The organism is Uliginosibacterium aquaticum (genome assembly GCF_012972705.2).
Classification (GTDB): Bacteria; Pseudomonadota; Gammaproteobacteria; order Burkholderiales; family Rhodocyclaceae; genus Uliginosibacterium; species Uliginosibacterium aquaticum.
On record NZ_JABCSC020000001.1, the window covers coordinates 1122627 to 1140826 of the forward strand.

Genomic DNA, 18200 nt, shown 5'->3' on the forward strand with positions numbered 1-18200 from the left:
CAGAACCTGGTTCGGGGACAATGGCGTCCCGCCTCACTTTGCAAGAGAAAGTCCATGAAAATCACCAAAGACAGTGCTGTAACCGTAAGCATGAAGGTCAGTACAGACAAAGGAATGCCTGTCGACGATGGCAAGCGCCCGGTTTCCTACCTGCATGGTGGTTACGACAATATCTTTGCCAAGCTGGAGGAGGCACTTGAGGGGCAAGAGCCGGGTTACCAGGTCAGCTTGTCACTAAGCGTTGAGGACTGTTTCGGCGAACGGGATGAGGCTTTGGTGCAGAGCATGCCCAAGGCCGAGTTTCCTCCCGGAGTAAAAGTCGGTGGCCAGATTCAGCGACCGGGTCCGGATGGTGAGCTGCGCTATTTCTTTGTCACCAAGATCAAGGGCCCGGTGGTTTTGCTGGATGGCAACCATCCGCTTGCCGGTCAGGCCTTGAGTTTTGTGCTCAAGGTGATTGATGTTCGCGCCGCTACAGCCGAGGAAATTGCTCACCAGCATGTGCATGGTGAGCACGGGCATCACCACTGAGAAGCTATTCACGATTTGACGGCGAGGCCGCTCATTGATAACTGAGAGGGCTCATGCGCTGCTCGGAATCCTCATTTATCAACATAAACTCCGGTTCCTGTGCGGCTCTTCACGCTGCTGACGGCCTCTCGCTACAGATCGTGAACAGCCTCTAAGATCGATCGTGGCTGGGCAGGGGCTCCCGAGGGGGCGCCCCTGAGCAGGGCAGACTCATTCAGACGAGTCGCTCCCCATGCCGCTGTTGTCATCCGGGCGGATTACCGAGCTGATCACCGAGCCGGTCTTGGTGTCGAAGTCAACGTATAGCAGAGCCTTGAATGCGGCGGTGTCCTCGGTCTTGTAGACCAGTGACGAAGTGCCGTTGCTCCATTTCGGAGTAGCGACCGGTTTGCCGAACATCTGGATGACTTCGTCCTTGCTTTGGCCAGCCTGTATCTGCTGGGCCTGTTTCAGGCTGACAAAGCCGGGAGCCGGCTTTGGGGCTGCGGCGAAGCTGCTCGAAATGCATAGACTGGTCAGGACTGCAAAAACGATATTGCGTGTTTTGAGCATGATGTGACTCCTTTTTTGTTGGGGGTGTCGCCCGGAAAAGCAGCTGACACAGCCAACTTAGTCAGCATCGCGTCCAAAGTCCGGGGGCTGCCCGATGGTCGAAATAATGCCGTGTTCATTTTTATTGCCTTGCTGCATGGCCTTTTCGGTGTTTTTCTGCCATGAAGCGTACGTTGGGGATGCCCCCTGAGGCGAACGGGTTTTCCTTACTGCGCGTGGGGTTCTTGGCCTCAAACAGTCGGGATTTCACCTGATCCGGGCTAAAATGCAGCATCAGAGAGAGGCGTGGCCGGGTGGCTGCGCCTTGTGTTTTTTTAAGGTTGAATACATGAGCAAGAATTCCACGCCCCGAGTCGGTTTTGTGTCGCTAGGCTGCCCGAAAGCGGCGAGCGACGCCGAGAGTATCCTGACCCGTCTGCGCGCTGAGGGCTACGACGTCGCTTCGCAATATCAGGGTGCCGATCTGGTGGTCGTGAATACCTGTGGTTTCATCGACGCAGCGGTTGAGGAGTCGCTCGATGCGATTGGTGAGGCGCTGGCCGAAAACGGCAAGGTGATCGTGACCGGCTGCCTCGGCGCCAAGAAGGATTCGGCGGGGCGCGGTATTGTTGAACAGACGCATCCCAAGGTGCTTGCTGTGACCGGTCCGCACGCTACGGAAGAAGTGATGACGGCGGTGCATCAGTACCTGCCCAAGCCACATGACCCCTTCACCGATCTGGTTCCACCGCAGGGTGTGCGCCTCACGCCGGATCACTATGCCTATCTGAAGATTTCAGAAGGCTGCAACCATCGCTGCAGCTTCTGCATTATCCCCTCGCTGCGCGGGGATCTTGTTTCGCGCCCGATTCACGATGTGCTGCGCGAGGCTGAAACTCTTGTGAAGGCCGGCGTGAATGAGTTGCTGGTGATCTCCCAGGACACCAGCGCGTATGGCGTGGATGTGAAATACCGCACCGGTTTCGTGGATGGCCGCCCGGTGAAAACCAAACTCTACGACCTGTGTAAGGAGCTCTCCGAGCTCGATGTGTGGGTACGTTTGCACTATGTCTATCCCTACCCGAGCGTGGATGACATCATTCCGTTGATGGCCGAGGGCAAGATCCTGCCGTATCTGGATGTGCCTTTCCAGCACGCCAATCCGCGTATTCTCAAGGCCATGAAGCGCCCGGCTAACGCTGAGAACAATCTCGAGCGCATTCGCCGCTGGCGCGAAATCTGTCCGGATATCACCATTCGCTCCACCTTCATTACCGGCTTCCCGGGAGAGACCGAGCAAGAGTTCGAAGAGCTGCTCGAGTTCCTCGATGAAGCCAAGCTAGATCGTGTGGGTGCTTTTGCCTATTCGCCGGTAGAGGGGGCGACGGCCAATCAGTTGCCGGGCGCCGTGCCCGATGAAGTGCGTGAGGAGCGCAAGCGCCGTCTGATGGAGTTCCAGGAAGACATCTCCACCCAGCGTCTGGAGGCCAAGATCGGTCGCGAAATCGTCGTGCTGGTCGATGAGATCGACGAGGAGGAGGGGGCTATCTGCCGCTCCGAGGGCGATGCGCCGGAAATCGACGGACTGGTGATCGTGCCGGAAGGGCGCGACATGGAGGTTGGTAAGTTCTATCAGGTGCGCGTCACGGATTGCGACGTACACGACCTCTACGCCGAGCCGGTGTGGGCAGACGAGTAAGCGCCGTGACGCAGGCATTTCTGGCAGCGTTGCGGTCCATCGTCGGTGAGGCGAATGTGCTGACGACGGAGCCGGACTGTGCCGCCTATGAAGAAGACTGGCGTGGGCGCTACAAGGGGCGTGCATTATGCGTCGTGCGTCCGGGCTGTACCGATGAGGTGGCTGCCGTTGTACGGGCCTGTGCGGCGGCTGGCGTGCCCATGGTGCCTCAAGGGGGCAATACCGGCCTGGTTGGTGGCGGCGTGCCACATGCAGGGGGCGATGAAGTCCTCATCTCGTTGGCACGCCTGAACCGGGTGCGCGCTGTGGACGTTGTTAATAACACCTTGACGGTGGAAGCCGGTTGTACGCTGGCTGCTGTGCAGGCTGCAGCGGCGGAGCAGGGCCGCTTGTTCCCCTTGTCCCTGGCCTCCGAGGGTTCTTGTCAGATAGCCGGCAATCTCGCCAGCAACGCTGGCGGAGTGCAGGTGCTGCGCTATGGCAACACCCGCGAGCTGACGCTGGGGCTTGAGGTTGTACTGCCTGACGGGCGGATCTGGAACGGTTTGCGTGGCTTACGCAAGGACAATACCGGCTACGATCTCAAACATCTTTTTATCGGTTCCGAAGGCACGCTGGGCATCATTACCGCGGCCGTGCTCAAACTCTTTCCTTCCCAGAGCCGTCGTGCCGTGGCCTGGCTGGCGCTGCCGGATGCCGGGGCGGCTATCCACTTGCTGGCGAGTTTGCGTCAGCGCGCAGGAGAGCGCCTCACGGCTTTCGAAATCGTTTGCTCGGCAGCACATGAGTTAGTGCTCCAGAAAATGCCCGGCAGCGTGCGTCCGCTGGCTGAACCTGCACCCTGGTATGCACTTGTCGAGCTGGCTGATAGTGATCTGGCAGCCGAGCTTGAAATTTTGCTTGAAACTGCGTTGAGTGAGGCGTTTGAAGCTGGCTGGGTGATTGATGCCGTGTTGGCAGGTAAGGAAAGCCAGGCTCAGGCCTTGTGGGCCTTGCGTGAAAACATTTCTGAAGCGCAGAAAAAGGACGGCATCAGCATCAAGCACGATGTGTCGGTGCCGGTCAGCGCGATTCCGGCCTTTTTGCAACAGGCAGATGCAGCGTTGGAAGCAGCCTTCCCGGGCGTGCGCATCGTGGCTTTCGGGCACGCAGGGGATGGCAATCTGCACTACAACCCCTCGATGCCGCAAGGGGGCGAAGCCAATGTGGCGTTCGTAGCCCGGACGACCGAGGTCAATCGCATCGTGCATGACATCGTGGCGGCACTGGGCGGATCGATCTCGGCCGAGCATGGTCTTGGCCAGCTCAAACGCGACGAAATCCTGCGCTACAAGAGCGAAGTCGAGATGGACATGATGCGCACCATCAAGGCCGCTTTTGATCCGCGCGGGCTGATGAATCCGGGCAAGCTTCTGTAGCGGAAACGCGTCGTGCCGGGCGGCTGGATGGCGATGCGCTTTCATGCAAATAACTTCGCGAAATGGTCTTGACGAGGTGCCGATCGCTGTCTAGAATCTCGCTTCTTCGCTGGACGGGGGTATAGCTCAGCTGGGAGAGCGCTTGCATGGCATGCAAGAGGTCATCGGTTCGATCCCGTTTACCTCCACCACTCCAACGAAGAAAAAGCAGTACCAGGTCCCCATCGTCTAGAGGCCTAGGACACCGCCCTTTCACGGCGATAACCGGGGTTCGAATCCCCGTGGGGACGCCAGATTCGAGGATGTTGCAATAGCCGCGCAACGTTCAGCAGTTCAAAGGCTGCAGCTTCTGCTGTGGTCATGGAGTGGTAGTTCAGTTGGTTAGAATACCGGCCTGTCACGCCGGGGGTCGCGGGTTCGAGTCCCGTCCACTCCGCCAACTTTCGAGCCTTCCTTCGGGAAGGGTCGGGACCCTGTCGGTACGGGGGTATAGCTCAGCTGGGAGAGCGCTTGCATGGCATGCAAGAGGTCATCGGTTCGATCCCGTTTACCTCCACCATTTACCGACAGCGCGCAAGTGATTGCGCACAGGCCAAGTCCCCATCGTCTAGAGGCCTAGGACACCGCCCTTTCACGGCGATAACCGGGGTTCGAATCCCCGTGGGGACGCCACAGATTCGAGGGTGCTGCAGTTTGCGGCATTCGCAAGAGCAAGGAGTGCAGTTCAGGCTGCGCTCATGGAGTGGTAGTTCAGTTGGTTAGAATACCGGCCTGTCACGCCGGGGGTCGCGGGTTCGAGTCCCGTCCACTCCGCCAAAAAAAAGCAACGCCCTGCAAAATCGTGAAACCGGTTTTGTAGGGCGTTTTGCTTTACTGCATCGGAACCTGTCTGGTGATGTAGCGGATGAGCCTGCTGCTTTTGCCTGCCATCCACTTAGGGCATGGAGAAAAAAGAGCTCAGATGGAGTCGCGGCGCTTTGCTGTGCTGCTGGTTTTGCGGCCCGGGGTGTTTGTCTGGGGAACCGGGGCTTTGTACTTGGCCTCGTTGAGAGCGCCGCGTCGGCTGGCTTCGGCCTCCGCTTCAGCCGCTGCGATGTTCATGTTCTCCAGGATACGCTCGATCTGAACCACGATTTCCTGAGCAGTGGCGTAATCGAGGCGGAAGAAATCCTTGCGCGCTTCTACGTCCACCCGGGTCAGATTGCCGGAGAGTGTCTCCAGGCCGATCGTGATCTTCAGTTCTCCGACCCGGGCACGGGTCTGTTGGCCGTTCAGGGTGCTGTTGACCTCATCTACCTCCAGCATCATCTTGCGCGTGGCCAGTTGCATGGCGTTATCGACCTTGCTGAGCGGCTCGCTGAAGGTGCGCGTGGCGGTGCCGGTCATCTGGTGCGACAGGCCAGCGCCTGCTCCAGCCCCAGCCAGGCTGACCGCTAATGCCGCACAACCATTCAGGCACAGCAGGGTCAGCAGGCAGACCGGCATCTTCAGGCTGGAGATGAGCGTTCGGAGGGCGGTCGGGCTGTTTTTCATGATCTGGAGGGCGAGGCGTTTCGATGAGGTGCCAGGATCACCGAGCAGCCCACATGCCAGTGAAAGGGTGTTCCGCGTCGCTCTGACGAAAGCGCATAAAACGTTACTGAGCGGTTGTTTTTACCGGTGGAGTGGCGCCTTTGGAATGCGCAGCAAGCACCGGCACGTACATGCAGCTGCCGATCTGCGTCACTCCTGAGCGGAGTACGCCAGTCTTCGGGATGGCGGAGGCTCCTATCAACGAAACGGAAGTGTGGATCAGAAAATTCTGTGGAACATTCGCTTGCGTACGTTTTCTATCCATTAGCTGCAATTGATGCAGCTTGAGGAGGATCGAAAACATGAATATTCGTCAGGAACTGGGCCTGCTGGCCGAATTGTATGACTCGCCGCTGCTCTCTGAGGTGAGCAAGCAGCGCGTGCGCCGCGCGCTGAATGAAGCGCAGACGGTGGCCGAACGTAATCGGGTGATGGCGGAAGTGCGGGTTAGCCTGCGCTGCCTGCTGGCTTGAGTCTGCATGGCACAGCCTCTGCGCGAGAGTATTTCGCATTGAATGCTGGTGGGCTCGGGTTTCGGGTGCAGAGCCATGTACCATCCGGCTTCATTTGTTAGAAGAGAAGCCCCTCCCGCATGAAACAGGAAGACCAAGCCCGCCGCGCGATCATGGCTGCGGTGCAACTGCCGCAGGTTAGTGATGTCGAGTTCGAAGCTTCGCTCATGGAGCTGCGCGAGCTGGCAAAAACGCTGGGCTTTACGGTGGTGAAGTGCTTTGTGCAGAAGCGCGCTGGTTTTGACCAGACAGGCTACCTCGGGGTGGGCAAGCGCCAGGAAATCGCCGAGTACGTGAATGGTGTGGCCGCTTTTGATGAACTCGATGGCACACCGCTGCTAAGCGAGCCGGAGGGGGGCGAGATCGAGGCGCTTCTGGTTGATCACGAAATTTCGCCTTCGCAGGCCCGTAACCTGGAGTTGGCCGTGGGCTGCGAGGTGATGGACCGCACCATGGTTATTCTCGAGATCTTCCACCGCAATGCACGCTCGCGGGCAGCCAAGGCACAGGTCGAGATCGCGCGGCTCGGTTACATGGCGCCGCGCCTGCGTGAAGCGGCCAAGCTGGCCGGGCCGCAGGGCCGCCAGCGTAGCGGCATGGGAGGGCGGGGGGCTGGTGAATCGCATACCGAACTGGACCGCCGCAAGATCCGCGACCGGATCGCCGAGCTGCAGCTCGAGATTGTTGCCATGGAGGCCGAACGCAAGACTCAGCGTGCGCGCCGCCAGGAGCGCAAAGGCCTCGCCGGAGTCGCCCTGGTAGGCTACACGAATGCCGGCAAGTCCACCCTGATGCGGGCACTGACCGGCAGTGAGGTGCTGGTGGCCAACAAGTTGTTTGCGACGCTCGATACCACCGTGCGCGCCCTCTACCCGGAGAGCGTACCGCGGGTATTGGTGAGCGATACGGTGGGCTTCATCAAGAATCTGCCGCATGGCCTCGTGGCCTCGTTCAAATCCACGCTGGACGAGGCGCTGGATGCGGAGTTGCTGCTGCATGTGATCGACGCGAGCGACCCCGGGTTCGAGCGCCAGCTCGAAGTGACCGACCATGTGCTGGCCGAGATCGGTGCGGACGAGTTACCGCGCATCCGGGTCTTCAACAAGATCGATTTCGTGGGCGACGAAGCCGCTCAGGCCGCCTGCACAGCCGCTTTGCGCGAAAAGTATCCGGACTGCGTGGTGATGAGTGCGCGTAATCCGGCTGACGTGGCTCGCATGCACGCTCGCATCGTGGCCTTCTTCCAGCAGGATCTGGTCGAGGGCGAGCTGCTCCTGCCCTGGTCTGCGCAACAGTTGCGCAAGGACATTTATGCCAGCTGCGCAGTGCTGGAAGAGAGTGCCAGCGAAGAGGGAGCCATTTTCCGGGTGCGCAGCGAAGCGGAAAACCTTGAGCAGTTGAGAACCCTGATCGCGCAGGCCTGATCTGCCGGCCCGGCCGGTTTTATCCGGCCGGCATGAGTCCAGGTGGATACAGGGCAGACTCCGCTGGTGCGGCGCATCGCACTCGCCTGTCGGCCCACCCGCGTTTCCCCGGCGCAGCCCGCATAAGCTGCGAGCGCCATTCAATCCGGGCGGCTGGCGTAGCTATTGCGCCAGGCCGCACGAATATCCGGGGAGTCCACCATGCAAGTCCGACGCATCCTTTCTGCACTACTGTGCACGACCGCATTGACCTTGAGCGCGGCTGCACAGGCCTATTCGGTCAACGACAGCGGCCGCCTGCTCAATGCCCAGGGCCAGGAAATCCGCCTCAACGGCGTGAACTGGTTCGGTTTCGAAACCACCAATTACACCCTGCACGGGCTGTGGACGATCAACTGGAAAGACTCGATCGCCCAGATCAAGGCCAGTGGTTTCAACGCTGTGCGCCTGCCGTTCTGCCCCAATACCCTGCGTGGCGTGGCCCCCAACAGCATCAATTATTCGGCCAACCCGGATCTTTCCGGATTGAACTCGCTGCAGTTGCTCGACAAGGTGGTGAAGCAGCTCTCGGCTGAAGGCATGTATGTGCTGCTGGATCATCACCGCCCGGACTGCAACGCGATTTCCGAGCTGTGGTACACCGACAGCTACACCGAAGCACAGTGGATCGCCGATCTCAAATTCGTGGCTGATCGTTACAAGAGCGTCGCCGGCGTGATTGGCCTGGATCTGAAGAACGAGCCGCATGGAGCGGCAAGCTGGGGCAACAGCAAGGCCGCCACGGACTGGAACAAGGCCGCCGAGCGTGCAGCCAAGGCCGTGCTGGCTGTGGCGCCGGACTGGCTGATGTTCGTCGAAGGCATCAGCGCCAATGATGGTTGCTCGGATTACCGCGCTTACTGGTGGGGCGGCAACATTACCCCGCTGAAGTGCTATCCGCTGGACATCCCGCGTAACCGCCTGGTGCTCTCGCCGCACGTGTATGGCCCGGACGTTTACATGCAGCCGTATTTCAGCGACAGCGCCTTCCCGAACAACATGCCGGCGATCTGGGATGCCCAGTTCGGTTTTGCGGCCAGCCTCAACTACGCGGTGGTGCCGGGTGAGTTCGGCGGCAAGTATGGTCAGGGTCAGGCCAAGGACAAGATCTGGCAGGACAAGCTGGTCGATTACCTGATCGAGCGCCGCATCACCAACTTCTTCTACTGGTCGTGGAACCCGAACAGCGGTGACACCGGCGGCATCCTGCAGGATGACTGGAAGACCGTGCGCAGCGACAAGCTGGCCCTGCTCAAGCGCCTGATGGTGGTGAATGCCTCGAGCAGCAGTGCTTCGTCCAGCGCAGCTGCCTCGAGTAGCGCCGCTTCCAGTGCTGCCGCGTCTTCGCGTGCGGCCTCCAGCAGCAGCGTCAGTAGTGCGGCCAGCTCCTCCCGCGCCGCGTCCTCTGCGACTGCGTCGAGCGCAATGGCAGCCAGTTCTTCGCGCGCTTCGTCCAGCGCCGCTTCATCCGCCGCCAGTTCGGCCGCCCGCAGCTCGGCGACCAGTTCTGCAGCGAGTTCGGCGAGCAGCTCCAGCGCCGCGGGGGCCGGCTCGGTCAGCGCCAGCTACACCGTGAACAATGACTGGGGGTCGGGCTACTGCGCCACCGTGCGTCTCACCAACACCGGCAGCAGCAGTGTTATCTGGAGCGCCGCGATGAACGTGGAAGGAAAGCTCAGCCAGATGTGGAATGCCACCTGGAGCCAGAGCGGCAGCACCGTGAGCTTCAAGGGCATGGCCTGGAACGGCAGCCTGGCTGCGGGGGCGGTGAATACTTCGATCGGCTTCTGCGCCAATCGCTGACAACGACGCCAAGCTCGGAAAAACGGCCCTTCGCGGGCCGTTTTTCATTGTGGCGACCGCACGGTGGGCGGTTTCAGCGGGTGGAGCTGAATTGCTTCACCGCGGCGCGGGCGGCCAGCGGATCGTCGCTGAAGAAGCCGTCCACGCCGGCGTTCAGGTAGGCAGCGATTTCGCTGGCCATGTCGCCGCGCGTACTGGGTGAGCTGCGCTCGCCCTGGCGAAACTCGACGGGCAGGAAGGGGTTTTCCGGGCGCAGGGTCCAGATGTGGATTGCCAGCCCGGCGGCATGGGCGTCGGCCACGAAGCTGCCGGGCTGCCCGAGGTGGTTGTCGGCGGTTCGTGGGATCACGATTTCCTTGTACGGCCCAACGCCGTCGGCGTAGCGGGCGATCTCGCGCAGGCCGGCTGCAGTGGCAAGATCGGCGTAGCTGCGCGGATCTTGGCTGGCGATGAAATCCCACGGCTTGTTGCGCGGCGTGCCATTGGCGGCCGGCGCGTTGGCCGGGTTGTCGAGCAGTTGCACCAGGGGCAGATCGGTCATGCCGCGCAGGCGCTTGAGGTTGCCCACTTCGAAGCTCTGGATGAAGACCGGTGCCTGCTTGCCGCGCCAGCCGGCCGCATGCAGGGTGGCCACCAGTGGCTCTTCGAGTGGCAGGCCGAGCTGGCGGAAGTAACTTGGGTGCTTGGTTTCAGGGTAGATCGCAATGCGCTGGCCGGTCTTCTGTTTATGGGTCTTGACCAGGGCGATCACTTCGTCGAGGGTCGGGATCTCGAACTGGCCGTCGAAGGCGGTATTGGCTGGGCGATTGGCCGGAATGCGCTCGCGGGCGCGCAGGCTCTTGAGCTCGGCGAGTGTGAAGTCCTCGGTGAACCAGCCTTCCACCGGGAGACCATCGATTTCCTTGCGCGTTTTGCGGTGGGCGAATTCCGGATGGCGGGCGACATCGGTGGTGCCACCGATCTCGTTCTCGTGGCGGGCCACCAGCACGCCGTCACGGGTGATCACCAGATCCGGCTCGATCACGTCGGCACCTTGTTCGATGGCCAGCTGATAGGCGGCGAGGGTGTGTTCGGGGCGATGGGCGCTGGCGCCGCGGTGGGCAATCACGAGTGGCTGCGCGTCAGGCGCGCGGCCAAGGCGGGGGCTGTCGGTGGCGCAGGCAGCGAGGCTCAGGCTCATGGCGATCAGGGGCAGGAGGAAGGATGGCTGCATGGTAATCCTCGTGAATTCGGATGGGGAGGCGGCCGACCCTGCCACCGGAGAGGCAGGGTCGGACAGGCGCTCAGCGGGCGTCGACCAGCGCACGGATATCGAGCAGGGTCAGCTCGTTGTCATCCGGCTTGCCGATCTGGCGGCCTGAGGAGTAGGGGAAGTTGTTGTCGTTCACGACCACAATGTGATGGCGGTCGACGATCGTGAGTCCCTCCGGCCCGAGATGCGGCAGCACGAAGTTGTCTTCATTGGGCCCCAGTTTTGCCCGGCGCTGCGGGTTGGCGATGCGGGTCAGATCGATATAGGCGATCTTGCGCACAAAGCCGTCGGCATCCGGATTGGCCAGATCGATCTTGTAGATGCGCTTGAAGCGGGCCGGGCGGGTGAAGCAATCGGTGCGCAGCGGCTCGGCCGGGCAGCCGGGGCCGGCGCCTTCGCTGGCGTCATCGCGTTCGATCACGAGGCCACTGCCGGCGTCCAGCAACTGGAAGTCTGCAGCCACATTACCGGCTTCTTCGAAGCGGTACTTCCATTCGCGGCCGGTGTAGCGCTGGCTGGCTACATCGAGTTCGAGGATATGGGTGTAGGGTTTGCCGTCCGCCTGTTCGAAGGCCTTGGTGGCGGCATCGTAGAGCGGCCACTCGAACATCGGGTAGAGCGTCTTGCCATCGGGGGATTGAGCCATCGGCTCGAAACCGCCCGAGCGGCGCACTTGCCAGCCGGGTACGCCATCGGAGGGCAGGTTGCCGACGCGGCCATTCAGATAGTGGTCTGGCGAGCGGTAGGCCTTGCCATTGACAACGGTTTCGATCACGCCCAGCACGCGGCCTTGCGGCGTAACGCGCAGCACGTAGGGGCCGAATTCGTCGCCGATCCACCATTCCTTGCCGACGACCTGGATGGACTCCACATCCAGATCGGCGCCGGTCAGGTAACGCTCCTTGCTGTTCTCGTTGAGGATGAAGAAGGGCAGCTTGCGATCCGGATCGTGCAGGAAGATGGTCTGCTCGACCCGGCTCTTGCCGCTTGCCCAGTCCACCTTGAGGCGATGCACCATCAGCAGGGCATCTTGTGAATTGATCTTGTTGCCGAAGCCATTGTCGGTGAGGGCCAGGAAATGCTCACGGTCCAGTGCCACGATGCCGGAGAAACCCTGAATGGCCTGACCCTTGATCGGCAGGGCTCCGCCCGAGGCGCGCGGCGCCTTCGGGTCGCCCACGAAGGTATTGGTCCGCTCCGTGCCGAGTTGATCCTTGCGGGTGCGCTCGTTATTGGCGAACTTGCCGGCGGTGGCGAACAGTGGGCCGGCGGCTTTCGGCGCCTGGGTCACGGTGTTGAAGGGCAGGCTGGCATGACCGGCGAGCTCTGCGGTGACGGCTTGTTGCGCGCCGGCAAGGCCGCTCCAGGCGGCGAGCAATGCGGCGATCAGTTGTTTATGGACGTGATGCATCGATGATCCTCTAGGCTTGCGGATGGAAAACCCGACACTCTGTCGCAGGGCGATGACAGGGGCGCTACGGGAGGATTGCGGGGTGGTGAATCCTGCGCACCGATCAAGCACTACGACTGCATTTCATGCACCTCGCCGGCGCCTGCAGGAAGGTGATTTCCTAGCGTGCCGGGTGTCGGATCCGCATAAGAAGATTTTCTGCTCCTTGCCGCAGGCGGCTTTCCGGCGGGATGGATGTTGCGCTGCAAAAACCGGGAACGTCTTTTGCTGGGCTTCAGATGGAAGCTGGCTGGCTTCCGGGTGATGGCACAACGTTTTCAGGCAGGGAGATGATCATGAGCACTGAAGAAAACCATGGCTATGTGGATGCTGCTGATTTCATGGCGGATGTTGAAATCGAGCGCCAGGAGTATCTGGACGAGACCCATCTGGAGAGCACCCAGTTCGGCGCCGGGCGCTGGGCTGACGAGTTCCGCAGCGTGCTCTGGTAAAGCAGACCGGAGTCGCGTTCGAGGATTGGCTGGCAGAGGCACTCTGCCAGCTTTTTATTCTGGCGCGCCCTGCGCCAGCGCGGCTTCCATAGCCTGCGCCAGACGGAAATCCAGTTCTGTGATGCCGCCCGCATCGTGGGTGGTGAGTGCGACCTGCACACGGTTGTACACGTTGCGCCATTCCGGGTGGTGATCCAGCGCCTCGGCAGCCTCCGCGACGCGGCTCATGAAGCCAAAGGCCGCGCGGAAATCGTGAAAGCGGAAGGTCTTCGCGAGCTTGCCTTCCTGCACTTGCCAAGGGTGTTCATTGTGCGTGTTCAACGCAATCAGTGAGGCCTGGACGGCATCATCATCAAGCAGGGGGGGGCGCATGGACTTCTCCTCGGGGCGGGTTGCTTCCAGCCTAGCCGACGCCGGCGCGCAAATCAGTTGCCGTGAGGTGAGCAAACGTAAAAAAAGGATGGCCGGAGCCATCCTTTTTTCATTGCCGGGGCGCGACGCCTTACGGGGTCGGCGTCCAGCCTATGGCGCTGAACACCGCGTTGCGATCGCCGAGGCCGGCGGTGCCGAGATCCGTGGCGGTGAGTTGCAGGCTGTTGCTCGAGCGGCCCGAGACAGTGAGCGGATTGCCGCTCATGTCCATGCTGCCGTACTCGCGCCAGCCGGTGCTGGCGGTGGCCGTCGCCGGGTTCGGTGCAGGATTGCCGGAAACATTGGCAGCCCAGCCCAGCGGGATGATGTGGGTATCCATCTTGCAGCTCACGAAGGCGATGTTGTCCACCCAGGTGCCTGCGGCTGCGCGGGCCAGGTAGCTGGAGGCATTGCTGCCGGTAGCCACCTTCACGCCGGCGGGGCCGTCAGCGTAGGTCAGCGAGCTGTTCAGGAACACGAAGCCCTTGCCGCCGGAGTAGGTGCGGGCCTGCAGGATGTAGCCCCCCGTGCCGTTGGCATAGCTGGCGTTGCTGGCGGGGTACTGCGAGTCGCCGATCATTTCGATCGTGCTGTTTTCGAACAGCGACGCGTAGTTGTTGCCCCAGATGAAGTCCACATTGCCGGACACCTTGGTGTTGTAGAACCAGGTGTAGCCCTGCAGTTGCAGCGTGTCCTGCTCGCTGTAGAAGTCAGCGTTCTTGGCGATCAGGCGGTGGCCGCTGGTCAGCGTGGCGGTGCTTGATTTGAAGAAGATGACTTCGGCCTGGTTCGAGTAGGTGCTGGCGCGGGTGTGGGTGCTCTTCAGGGTCAGCGTATCGAGCGTGAGCAGATCGCTGTTTTCCGCGAAGAACACGGCACGGCCGCCACCCGAGGTCGGCGCGCCGGTGGCGCTGGTGCCGCTGCCCGAGTTCAGGGTTTCGTAGTTGTTGTACTGCAGGACCACGCCGGAGCGGCTTTCGCCCTGGATGGTGACGCCCGCACGGTTGTAGAGATACAGCAGCTCGTTATAGGTGCCGTTCTTCACCGCGATGACCGGGTTGCTGACGCTGCTGTTGGTCATCACATGGTTCAGGGCGCCCTGCACGCTGCGGTAGTCAGCGCTGCTGCCGTCATCGTCCACCGTGATGGTGGTGAGCGTGGCGGCCGGTGCCGTCGATTTGGTGGTGAAGCTCCAGCCTGCGGCCTTGCCGATGCCGGCGAAGGCCTTGCCGTTGAGGGTGGCGCCGCTGAAGGCGGTGCTGGAGATGCCCACGTAGTAGCTCGTGCCGTAGGCCAGCTTGCCGCTGTGGGGCGTGATGGTCACCGTGTTGCCACTGATCTGGATCGGGGTGGTGGCCACGCCGCGCCGGTTGCTGCCGGAGACGCCGATGCTGTCGCTTTCGCCGCTCAGATTGATGCGGTCGACCAAGGTGCCATCACTCTTGAAGATGCGGATGGTGCCGGCGCTGCCCAGGGTCGGGGCGGAATCGAAAGTCAGCTTCAGATTGTCGTCGGTGTAGGCGGTGGTGGCTGCCGGGGCCGGATAGACCTGGCTGGCGCTCAGCGAGTAGGTGGCGGTGGAGTCCACGTACTGCGGGGCGATGGTGGCGGCGATCTTCTTGATCAGCGTGCTGTCCGAACCGCTGGTGAAGGTGATGTTCGCCGTGCCGGCGGTCAGCGGCGTCAGGGTGACGGTCGTGCTGGTGCCGGTGGTGGCGCCCTTGCTCACGCTGACGACGCCGGGTTTGTCGGACACCACGCTGAAGTCGTCCGCAGTCGTGCCATCGCTCTTGGCCGCATTCACGGTGATCGTGTAGGGGCTGTCACCCGCATCGGCCGCATACGTGGTTGCTGCCGGGCTGATCGAGAACAGCACCGGCTTGTCGGCCGGATTGCCCACCTTGATGTCGTCGATGAAGAAGGACTTGTTGTTGGTGAACAGGCCGATCTTGCCGCTGGTGAAGGTCGCGTCGGTCGTCGTGCCGAGGTTTTCGCCATCCATGTAGACGGTGATGGTGCTGCCTGAGATTTCCAGGCGCACCTTGTACCAGTTGCTGTCCTGGCTGATCGCGCGCTTGGTCTGCACGGCGCGGGTGATGGTGCCAGCCTTCATGTAACCGGCTTCAACCTGGGTGCTGCCGGTGCTGTTCTGCACGTTGAGGCCGCCCAGGTACCAGTTGTTGCTGGCTGTGTAGCGACCGAGCATGTAGAGCTGCTTGTTGCCGGTGGTGCCGTTGGTGAGGGGCTTGATGCGGGCCTCGACGTAGTAGTCCGCCTTGTTGCCAAGCTTGGCCGTCCACACGGCATCCTTGATCAGGGCGATCACGGTGTTGCTGGCCGTGCCGCCTGCGGTGTATTTGAGGGCCTTGGTCGTGGCGCCGGCAAAGTCGGTAGTGTCTTCCACGCTGAAGGCGCCGCCAGTGTTGGGTGTCAGATCCCAGTTATCCGTGTTGCCGGCCTGGAAATCATCGCAGAAGTACAGATTGCTGCTGGTGGCCGGGCAGGTCTGGGCGTTGGCCACCGAGCTGGCGCTGGTTGCCGTGCTGGAGGCCGCATTGGAACTGGCGCTGCTGTTGGTGGCCGCACTGGATGTGCTGGCTGACGTGCCTGCGCTCGAAGTGCTGTTTGCCGAGCCGCCTGTTTCCGATGAGCCGGAGCTGCCACCGCCGCCGCAGGCGGACAGCACCAGCGCGCAGAGCAGCGTTGTTGCGGCAAGGCTGCCGCATTGCTTGATCATGTTCATTTTGTCTCCTCTTGTTTTACATACCCCGGACCCACCTGTGAGTGAGCCCGGCCACCTGCCTGCCCGCTGCATGGCGCCAGAATCTGACGACAAGGCCTGCGGACATCGAACTTCCCCACACCGGAGACAGGCTCTGCGCAGCGTGCAGAGGTGTCGGGGTCGGTGTGGCCATTGCGTTCAGGGGAGGGCGCCAGAAGGCGCAAAGGGCTGCCGGATCTTGCTCGGGTCCCCGGATCTGCCTGCGGTAGAAGACCCGGCCGGCAGATGAAACTGGATATGGCTGCTTGAGCAGCTTCTGGGGAGATATGTTACCGAAAACAATTTAAATGTTTTCGGTAACCGTCTGGTTTTTTAAAGTCTGTTGCTTTTGTGCAAACGCAGCGCCTGTCGATGGGCAGACAAGTCTCCCGCTCTGTGGCGTGTGGGGTATGGGGGATTGAAGCCGCGCGGGGGGGGGGGCCAGACCGGCAAGGTGCCGGTCTGGTGGGGGATGGTTTGTGCAGCGCTGGCTGGGGCGGCGGAGTCTTAACCGGTGCATGGCCCGGCGACGATCAGCGCTCCGGCAGGCGGTGTGCCAGAAGCGTCTGATTGACTCCGCAGAGCGCCTGAAGCGCGGCTACGTCCGCACGCAGGGCGTTCAGCCCAGGCGTTCCTCACGCATGGCGCGCTTGTTGATCTTGCCGACACTAGTCTTGGCGAGCGCCTGTACGAATTGCACCTGAAGCAGCACGCCGTGGCGCGAGATGCCGGTGGCTTCGATCAGGTGGGCCGAGAAGTTGCGGATCGTGTGCTCCGTCACCTTGCCGTCGAAATCCGGCTTCAGCACCACCAGGGCCAGCGGGCGTTCACCCCACTTTTCGTCCGGCACACCGATCACGGCCACTTCATGCACGGCTTCGTGCTTGCCGACCACGTCCTCCAGCGCCAGTGAGGAGGTCCATTCGCCGGCCGTCTTGATCACGTCCTTGATGCGGTCGGTGATCTTGAGGAAGCCGCGGGCGTCGATGTGGCCAATGTCCTGGGTGTGGAGATAACCGCCATCCCACAGGTGTTCGGAGGCTTCCGGCGCGCGCAGGTAGCCTTGAGTGAGCCAGGGCGTACGCACGACGACTTCGCCGGTGGCGGCACCATCGTGCGCCAGCTCCGCCATGTGTGGATCCACCACGCGCAGATCAACCAGCGGCATCGGCCGGCCGGTCTTGGCGCGCAAGGTGGCCTGTGCCTCGGTGGCGAGCTCCAGATCGGCGCTGTTGAGGTTGGCCAGGGTCAGCACCGGGCAGGTTTCGGACATGCCATAACCGGTGAACAGATCGATGCCGCGCTTCATGGCCGCAATGGCCTGGGCCTGCGGCAGGGCGGAGCCACCGATCACGACTTTCCAGCCGGAGAAATCTACCTCGGCGGTGTGTGGATGGGTCAGCAGCATGTGCAGGATGGTCGGTACGCAATGCGAGTAAGTGACTTTTTCCTCGCGGATCAGGCGCAGCAGGCTGTCCGGCATGTACTTGCCCGGATACACCTGACGCAGTCCCAGCATTGTCGCCAGATACGGAAAGCCCCAGGCATGCACATGGAACATCGGCGTGATCGGCATGTACACGTCTTCACGATGCATCCGCCCCTGGCCCGGCGCGGTGCCCAGCGCGCTGGCCAGCGACAGGGTGTGCAGCACGAGCTGGCGATGGCTGAAGTAAACACCCTTGGGCTCGCCGGTGGTGCCGGTGGTGTAGAACACGGTGGCTTGCGCGTTCTCGTCGAAATCCGGGAAGTCGTAGTCGGCCGCCGCCGCGCCGAGCAGGGCTTCGTATTCGCCGGCGAGGGTGACCGGCGCTGCCTTGGGGGCCGCCTCATCGCTGATCAGCACGAAATGCCGCACCCGCTTGAGGCGGGGGGCGATCGAGGCGAGCAGCGGGAAGAACTCCTCGTTCACCAGTACCACATCCGCCTCTGCGTGGTTCAGGGTGTAGAGGATCTGCTCGGCCGAGAGGCGCACGTTCACGGTCTGCAGGATCGCCCCCATCATCGGTACGGCGAAGAAGCACTCGAGATAGCGGTGGCTGTCCCAGTCCATGACTGCCACGGTCTGGCCGGCTTCCACGCCCAGTGCGCTGAGTGTATTGGCCAGGCGTCCGAGGCGCTGACGGAACTCCCGATAGCTGTAGCGCAGACCGCCGCGATAGCTGATCTCTTGATCCGGCGCCGTGGCCAGCGGGGTGTGCAGCAACTGCTTGATCAGCAGCGGATAAGTGTAGGCAGACGGCGTCGACTGGATCAGTTTGACCGGCATGAAGATGTCTCCGTTTATAGGTATGACGGAGCGTCTCGCTCCGTACGGACGCGCATCTTAACGCTGCTCACCGCAT

Annotated in this window: 15 protein-coding genes and 6 tRNA genes; 13 read left to right on the forward strand and 8 right to left on the reverse strand. The window is 61.9% G+C overall.

What is annotated here, in order from left to right:
* Positions 1–54 precede the first annotated feature (54 nt).
* Positions 55–531 carry an FKBP-type peptidyl-prolyl cis-trans isomerase gene (locus HJ583_RS05135; protein WP_101941210.1) on the forward strand — a complete coding sequence of 159 codons (477 nt, stop codon included), beginning with the start codon at positions 55–57 and terminating at the stop codon, positions 529–531.
* A gap of 210 nt (positions 532–741) precedes the next feature.
* Here the strand turns inward: HJ583_RS05135 and HJ583_RS05140 are convergent, their stop codons facing one another.
* Entirely contained in the window at positions 742–1083 is a 342-nt protein-coding gene (locus HJ583_RS05140) for a hypothetical protein (protein ID WP_170020913.1), read from the reverse strand.
* A 328-nt stretch (positions 1084–1411) separates the two neighbouring features.
* Here HJ583_RS05140 and rimO point away from each other — a divergent pair, with 328 nt between their 5' ends.
* From rimO to HJ583_RS05180, 8 genes are all read left to right on the forward strand, one after another.
* Positions 1412–2761: a 30S ribosomal protein S12 methylthiotransferase RimO gene (gene rimO / locus HJ583_RS05145; RefSeq protein ID WP_170020914.1), complete on the forward strand. Its 1350-nt coding sequence runs from the start codon at positions 1412–1414 to the stop codon at positions 2759–2761.
* A 5-nt stretch (positions 2762–2766) separates the two neighbouring features.
* A complete protein-coding gene (locus tag HJ583_RS05150) occupies positions 2767–4179 on the forward strand; it encodes an FAD-binding oxidoreductase (protein WP_170020915.1) in 1413 nt (470 codons plus the stop codon).
* Positions 4180–4294: 115 nt separating this feature from the next.
* A tRNA-Ala gene (locus HJ583_RS05155) sits at positions 4295–4370 on the forward strand.
* A 26-nt stretch (positions 4371–4396) separates the two neighbouring features.
* Positions 4397–4472, forward strand: a tRNA-Glu gene (locus HJ583_RS05160).
* Between the two features lie 69 nt (positions 4473–4541).
* Positions 4542–4618 (forward strand) — tRNA-Asp (locus HJ583_RS05165).
* A 44-nt stretch (positions 4619–4662) separates the two neighbouring features.
* Positions 4663–4738: transfer RNA gene (locus tag HJ583_RS05170), tRNA-Ala, on the forward strand.
* A 37-nt stretch (positions 4739–4775) separates the two neighbouring features.
* Positions 4776–4851: transfer RNA gene (locus tag HJ583_RS05175), tRNA-Glu, on the forward strand.
* A 67-nt stretch (positions 4852–4918) separates the two neighbouring features.
* Positions 4919–4995: transfer RNA gene (locus HJ583_RS05180), tRNA-Asp, on the forward strand.
* A gap of 141 nt (positions 4996–5136) precedes the next feature.
* Here the strand turns inward: HJ583_RS05180 and HJ583_RS05185 are convergent.
* Positions 5137–5712, reverse strand: coding sequence for a DUF3568 family protein (locus HJ583_RS05185; protein ID WP_170020916.1), 576 nt, complete (start codon positions 5710–5712; stop codon positions 5137–5139).
* A 103-nt stretch (positions 5713–5815) separates the two neighbouring features.
* A complete protein-coding gene (locus HJ583_RS05190) occupies positions 5816–6055 on the reverse strand; it encodes a hypothetical protein (protein ID WP_170020917.1) in 240 nt (79 codons plus the stop codon).
* Here HJ583_RS05190 and HJ583_RS05195 point away from each other — a divergent pair.
* The 3 genes from HJ583_RS05195 (at position 6054) to HJ583_RS05205 (ending at position 9529) form a co-directional block, all read left to right on the forward strand.
* Complete coding sequence (locus tag HJ583_RS05195) at positions 6054–6224, forward strand: hypothetical protein (protein WP_158239145.1); 171 nt, start codon at positions 6054–6056, stop codon at positions 6222–6224. The genes HJ583_RS05190 and HJ583_RS05195 overlap by 2 nt on opposite strands.
* A 119-nt stretch (positions 6225–6343) precedes the next feature.
* Positions 6344–7687, forward strand: coding sequence for a GTPase HflX (gene hflX / locus HJ583_RS05200; protein WP_170020918.1), 1344 nt, complete (start codon positions 6344–6346; stop codon positions 7685–7687).
* A gap of 201 nt (positions 7688–7888) precedes the next feature.
* A complete protein-coding gene (locus HJ583_RS05205) occupies positions 7889–9529 on the forward strand; it encodes a cellulase family glycosylhydrolase (protein ID WP_170020919.1) in 1641 nt (546 codons plus the stop codon).
* A gap of 73 nt (positions 9530–9602) precedes the next feature.
* On the opposite strand, the gene HJ583_RS05210 is transcribed toward HJ583_RS05205, so the two are convergent.
* Together HJ583_RS05210 and HJ583_RS05215 are read right to left on the reverse strand one after the other, a co-directional pair.
* On the reverse strand, positions 9603–10742 hold the full coding sequence (locus HJ583_RS05210; protein WP_170020920.1) for a glycerophosphodiester phosphodiesterase: 1140 nt from the start codon (positions 10740–10742) through the stop codon (positions 9603–9605).
* Between the two features lie 70 nt (positions 10743–10812).
* A complete protein-coding gene (locus HJ583_RS05215) occupies positions 10813–12192 on the reverse strand; it encodes an esterase-like activity of phytase family protein (RefSeq protein ID WP_170020921.1) in 1380 nt (459 codons plus the stop codon).
* Positions 12193–12527: 335 nt separating this feature from the next.
* Between HJ583_RS05215 and HJ583_RS05220 the strand changes: the two genes are divergently transcribed.
* Positions 12528–12683 carry a hypothetical protein gene (locus tag HJ583_RS05220; protein WP_158239144.1) on the forward strand — a complete coding sequence of 52 codons (156 nt, stop codon included), beginning with the start codon at positions 12528–12530 and terminating at the stop codon, positions 12681–12683.
* Positions 12684–12737: 54 nt separating this feature from the next.
* Here HJ583_RS05220 and HJ583_RS05225 read toward each other — a convergent pair whose 3' ends face one another.
* The 3 genes from HJ583_RS05225 to HJ583_RS05235 all read right to left on the reverse strand — a co-directional run bounded on the left by HJ583_RS05225 (position 12738) and on the right by HJ583_RS05235 (position 18124).
* Entirely contained in the window at positions 12738–13055 is a 318-nt protein-coding gene (locus HJ583_RS05225) for a 4a-hydroxytetrahydrobiopterin dehydratase (RefSeq protein WP_170020922.1), read from the reverse strand.
* Positions 13056–13185: 130 nt separating this feature from the next.
* Positions 13186–15837 carry a pectinesterase family protein gene (locus HJ583_RS05230; protein ID WP_170020923.1) on the reverse strand — a complete coding sequence of 884 codons (2652 nt, stop codon included), beginning with the start codon at positions 15835–15837 and terminating at the stop codon, positions 13186–13188.
* 637 nt (positions 15838–16474) lie between these two features.
* On the reverse strand, positions 16475–18124 hold the full coding sequence (locus HJ583_RS05235; protein ID WP_170020924.1) for a fatty acid--CoA ligase: 1650 nt from the start codon (positions 18122–18124) through the stop codon (positions 16475–16477).
* Positions 18125–18200: the final 76 nt, after the last annotated feature.

What these genes read in the sequence shown, in the direction of transcription:
- HJ583_RS05140 (WP_170020913.1), bottom strand. Translation starts at nt 1,083, where the DNA reads ATGCTCAAAACACGCAATATCGTTTTTGCAGTCCTGACCAGTCTATGC.
- HJ583_RS05225 (WP_170020922.1), bottom strand. Translation starts at nt 13,055, where the DNA reads ATGCGCCCCCCCCTGCTTGATGATGATGCCGTCCAGGCCTCACTGATT.
- HJ583_RS05210 (WP_170020920.1), bottom strand. Translation starts at nt 10,742, where the DNA reads ATGCAGCCATCCTTCCTCCTGCCCCTGATCGCCATGAGCCTGAGCCTC.
- HJ583_RS05135 (WP_101941210.1), top strand. Translation starts at nt 55, where the DNA reads ATGAAAATCACCAAAGACAGTGCTGTAACCGTAAGCATGAAGGTCAGT.
- HJ583_RS05215 (WP_170020921.1), bottom strand. Translation starts at nt 12,192, where the DNA reads ATGCATCACGTCCATAAACAACTGATCGCCGCATTGCTCGCCGCCTGG.
- HJ583_RS05195 (WP_158239145.1), top strand. Translation starts at nt 6,054, where the DNA reads ATGAATATTCGTCAGGAACTGGGCCTGCTGGCCGAATTGTATGACTCG.
- HJ583_RS05190 (WP_170020917.1), bottom strand. Translation starts at nt 6,055, where the DNA reads ATGTTTTCGATCCTCCTCAAGCTGCATCAATTGCAGCTAATGGATAGA.
- rimO (WP_170020914.1), top strand. Translation starts at nt 1,412, where the DNA reads ATGAGCAAGAATTCCACGCCCCGAGTCGGTTTTGTGTCGCTAGGCTGC.
- HJ583_RS05230 (WP_170020923.1), bottom strand. Translation starts at nt 15,837, where the DNA reads ATGAACATGATCAAGCAATGCGGCAGCCTTGCCGCAACAACGCTGCTC.
- hflX (WP_170020918.1), top strand. Translation starts at nt 6,344, where the DNA reads ATGAAACAGGAAGACCAAGCCCGCCGCGCGATCATGGCTGCGGTGCAA.
- HJ583_RS05235 (WP_170020924.1), bottom strand. Translation starts at nt 18,124, where the DNA reads ATGCCGGTCAAACTGATCCAGTCGACGCCGTCTGCCTACACTTATCCG.
- HJ583_RS05185 (WP_170020916.1), bottom strand. Translation starts at nt 5,712, where the DNA reads ATGAAAAACAGCCCGACCGCCCTCCGAACGCTCATCTCCAGCCTGAAG.
- HJ583_RS05220 (WP_158239144.1), top strand. Translation starts at nt 12,528, where the DNA reads ATGAGCACTGAAGAAAACCATGGCTATGTGGATGCTGCTGATTTCATG.
- HJ583_RS05205 (WP_170020919.1), top strand. Translation starts at nt 7,889, where the DNA reads ATGCAAGTCCGACGCATCCTTTCTGCACTACTGTGCACGACCGCATTG.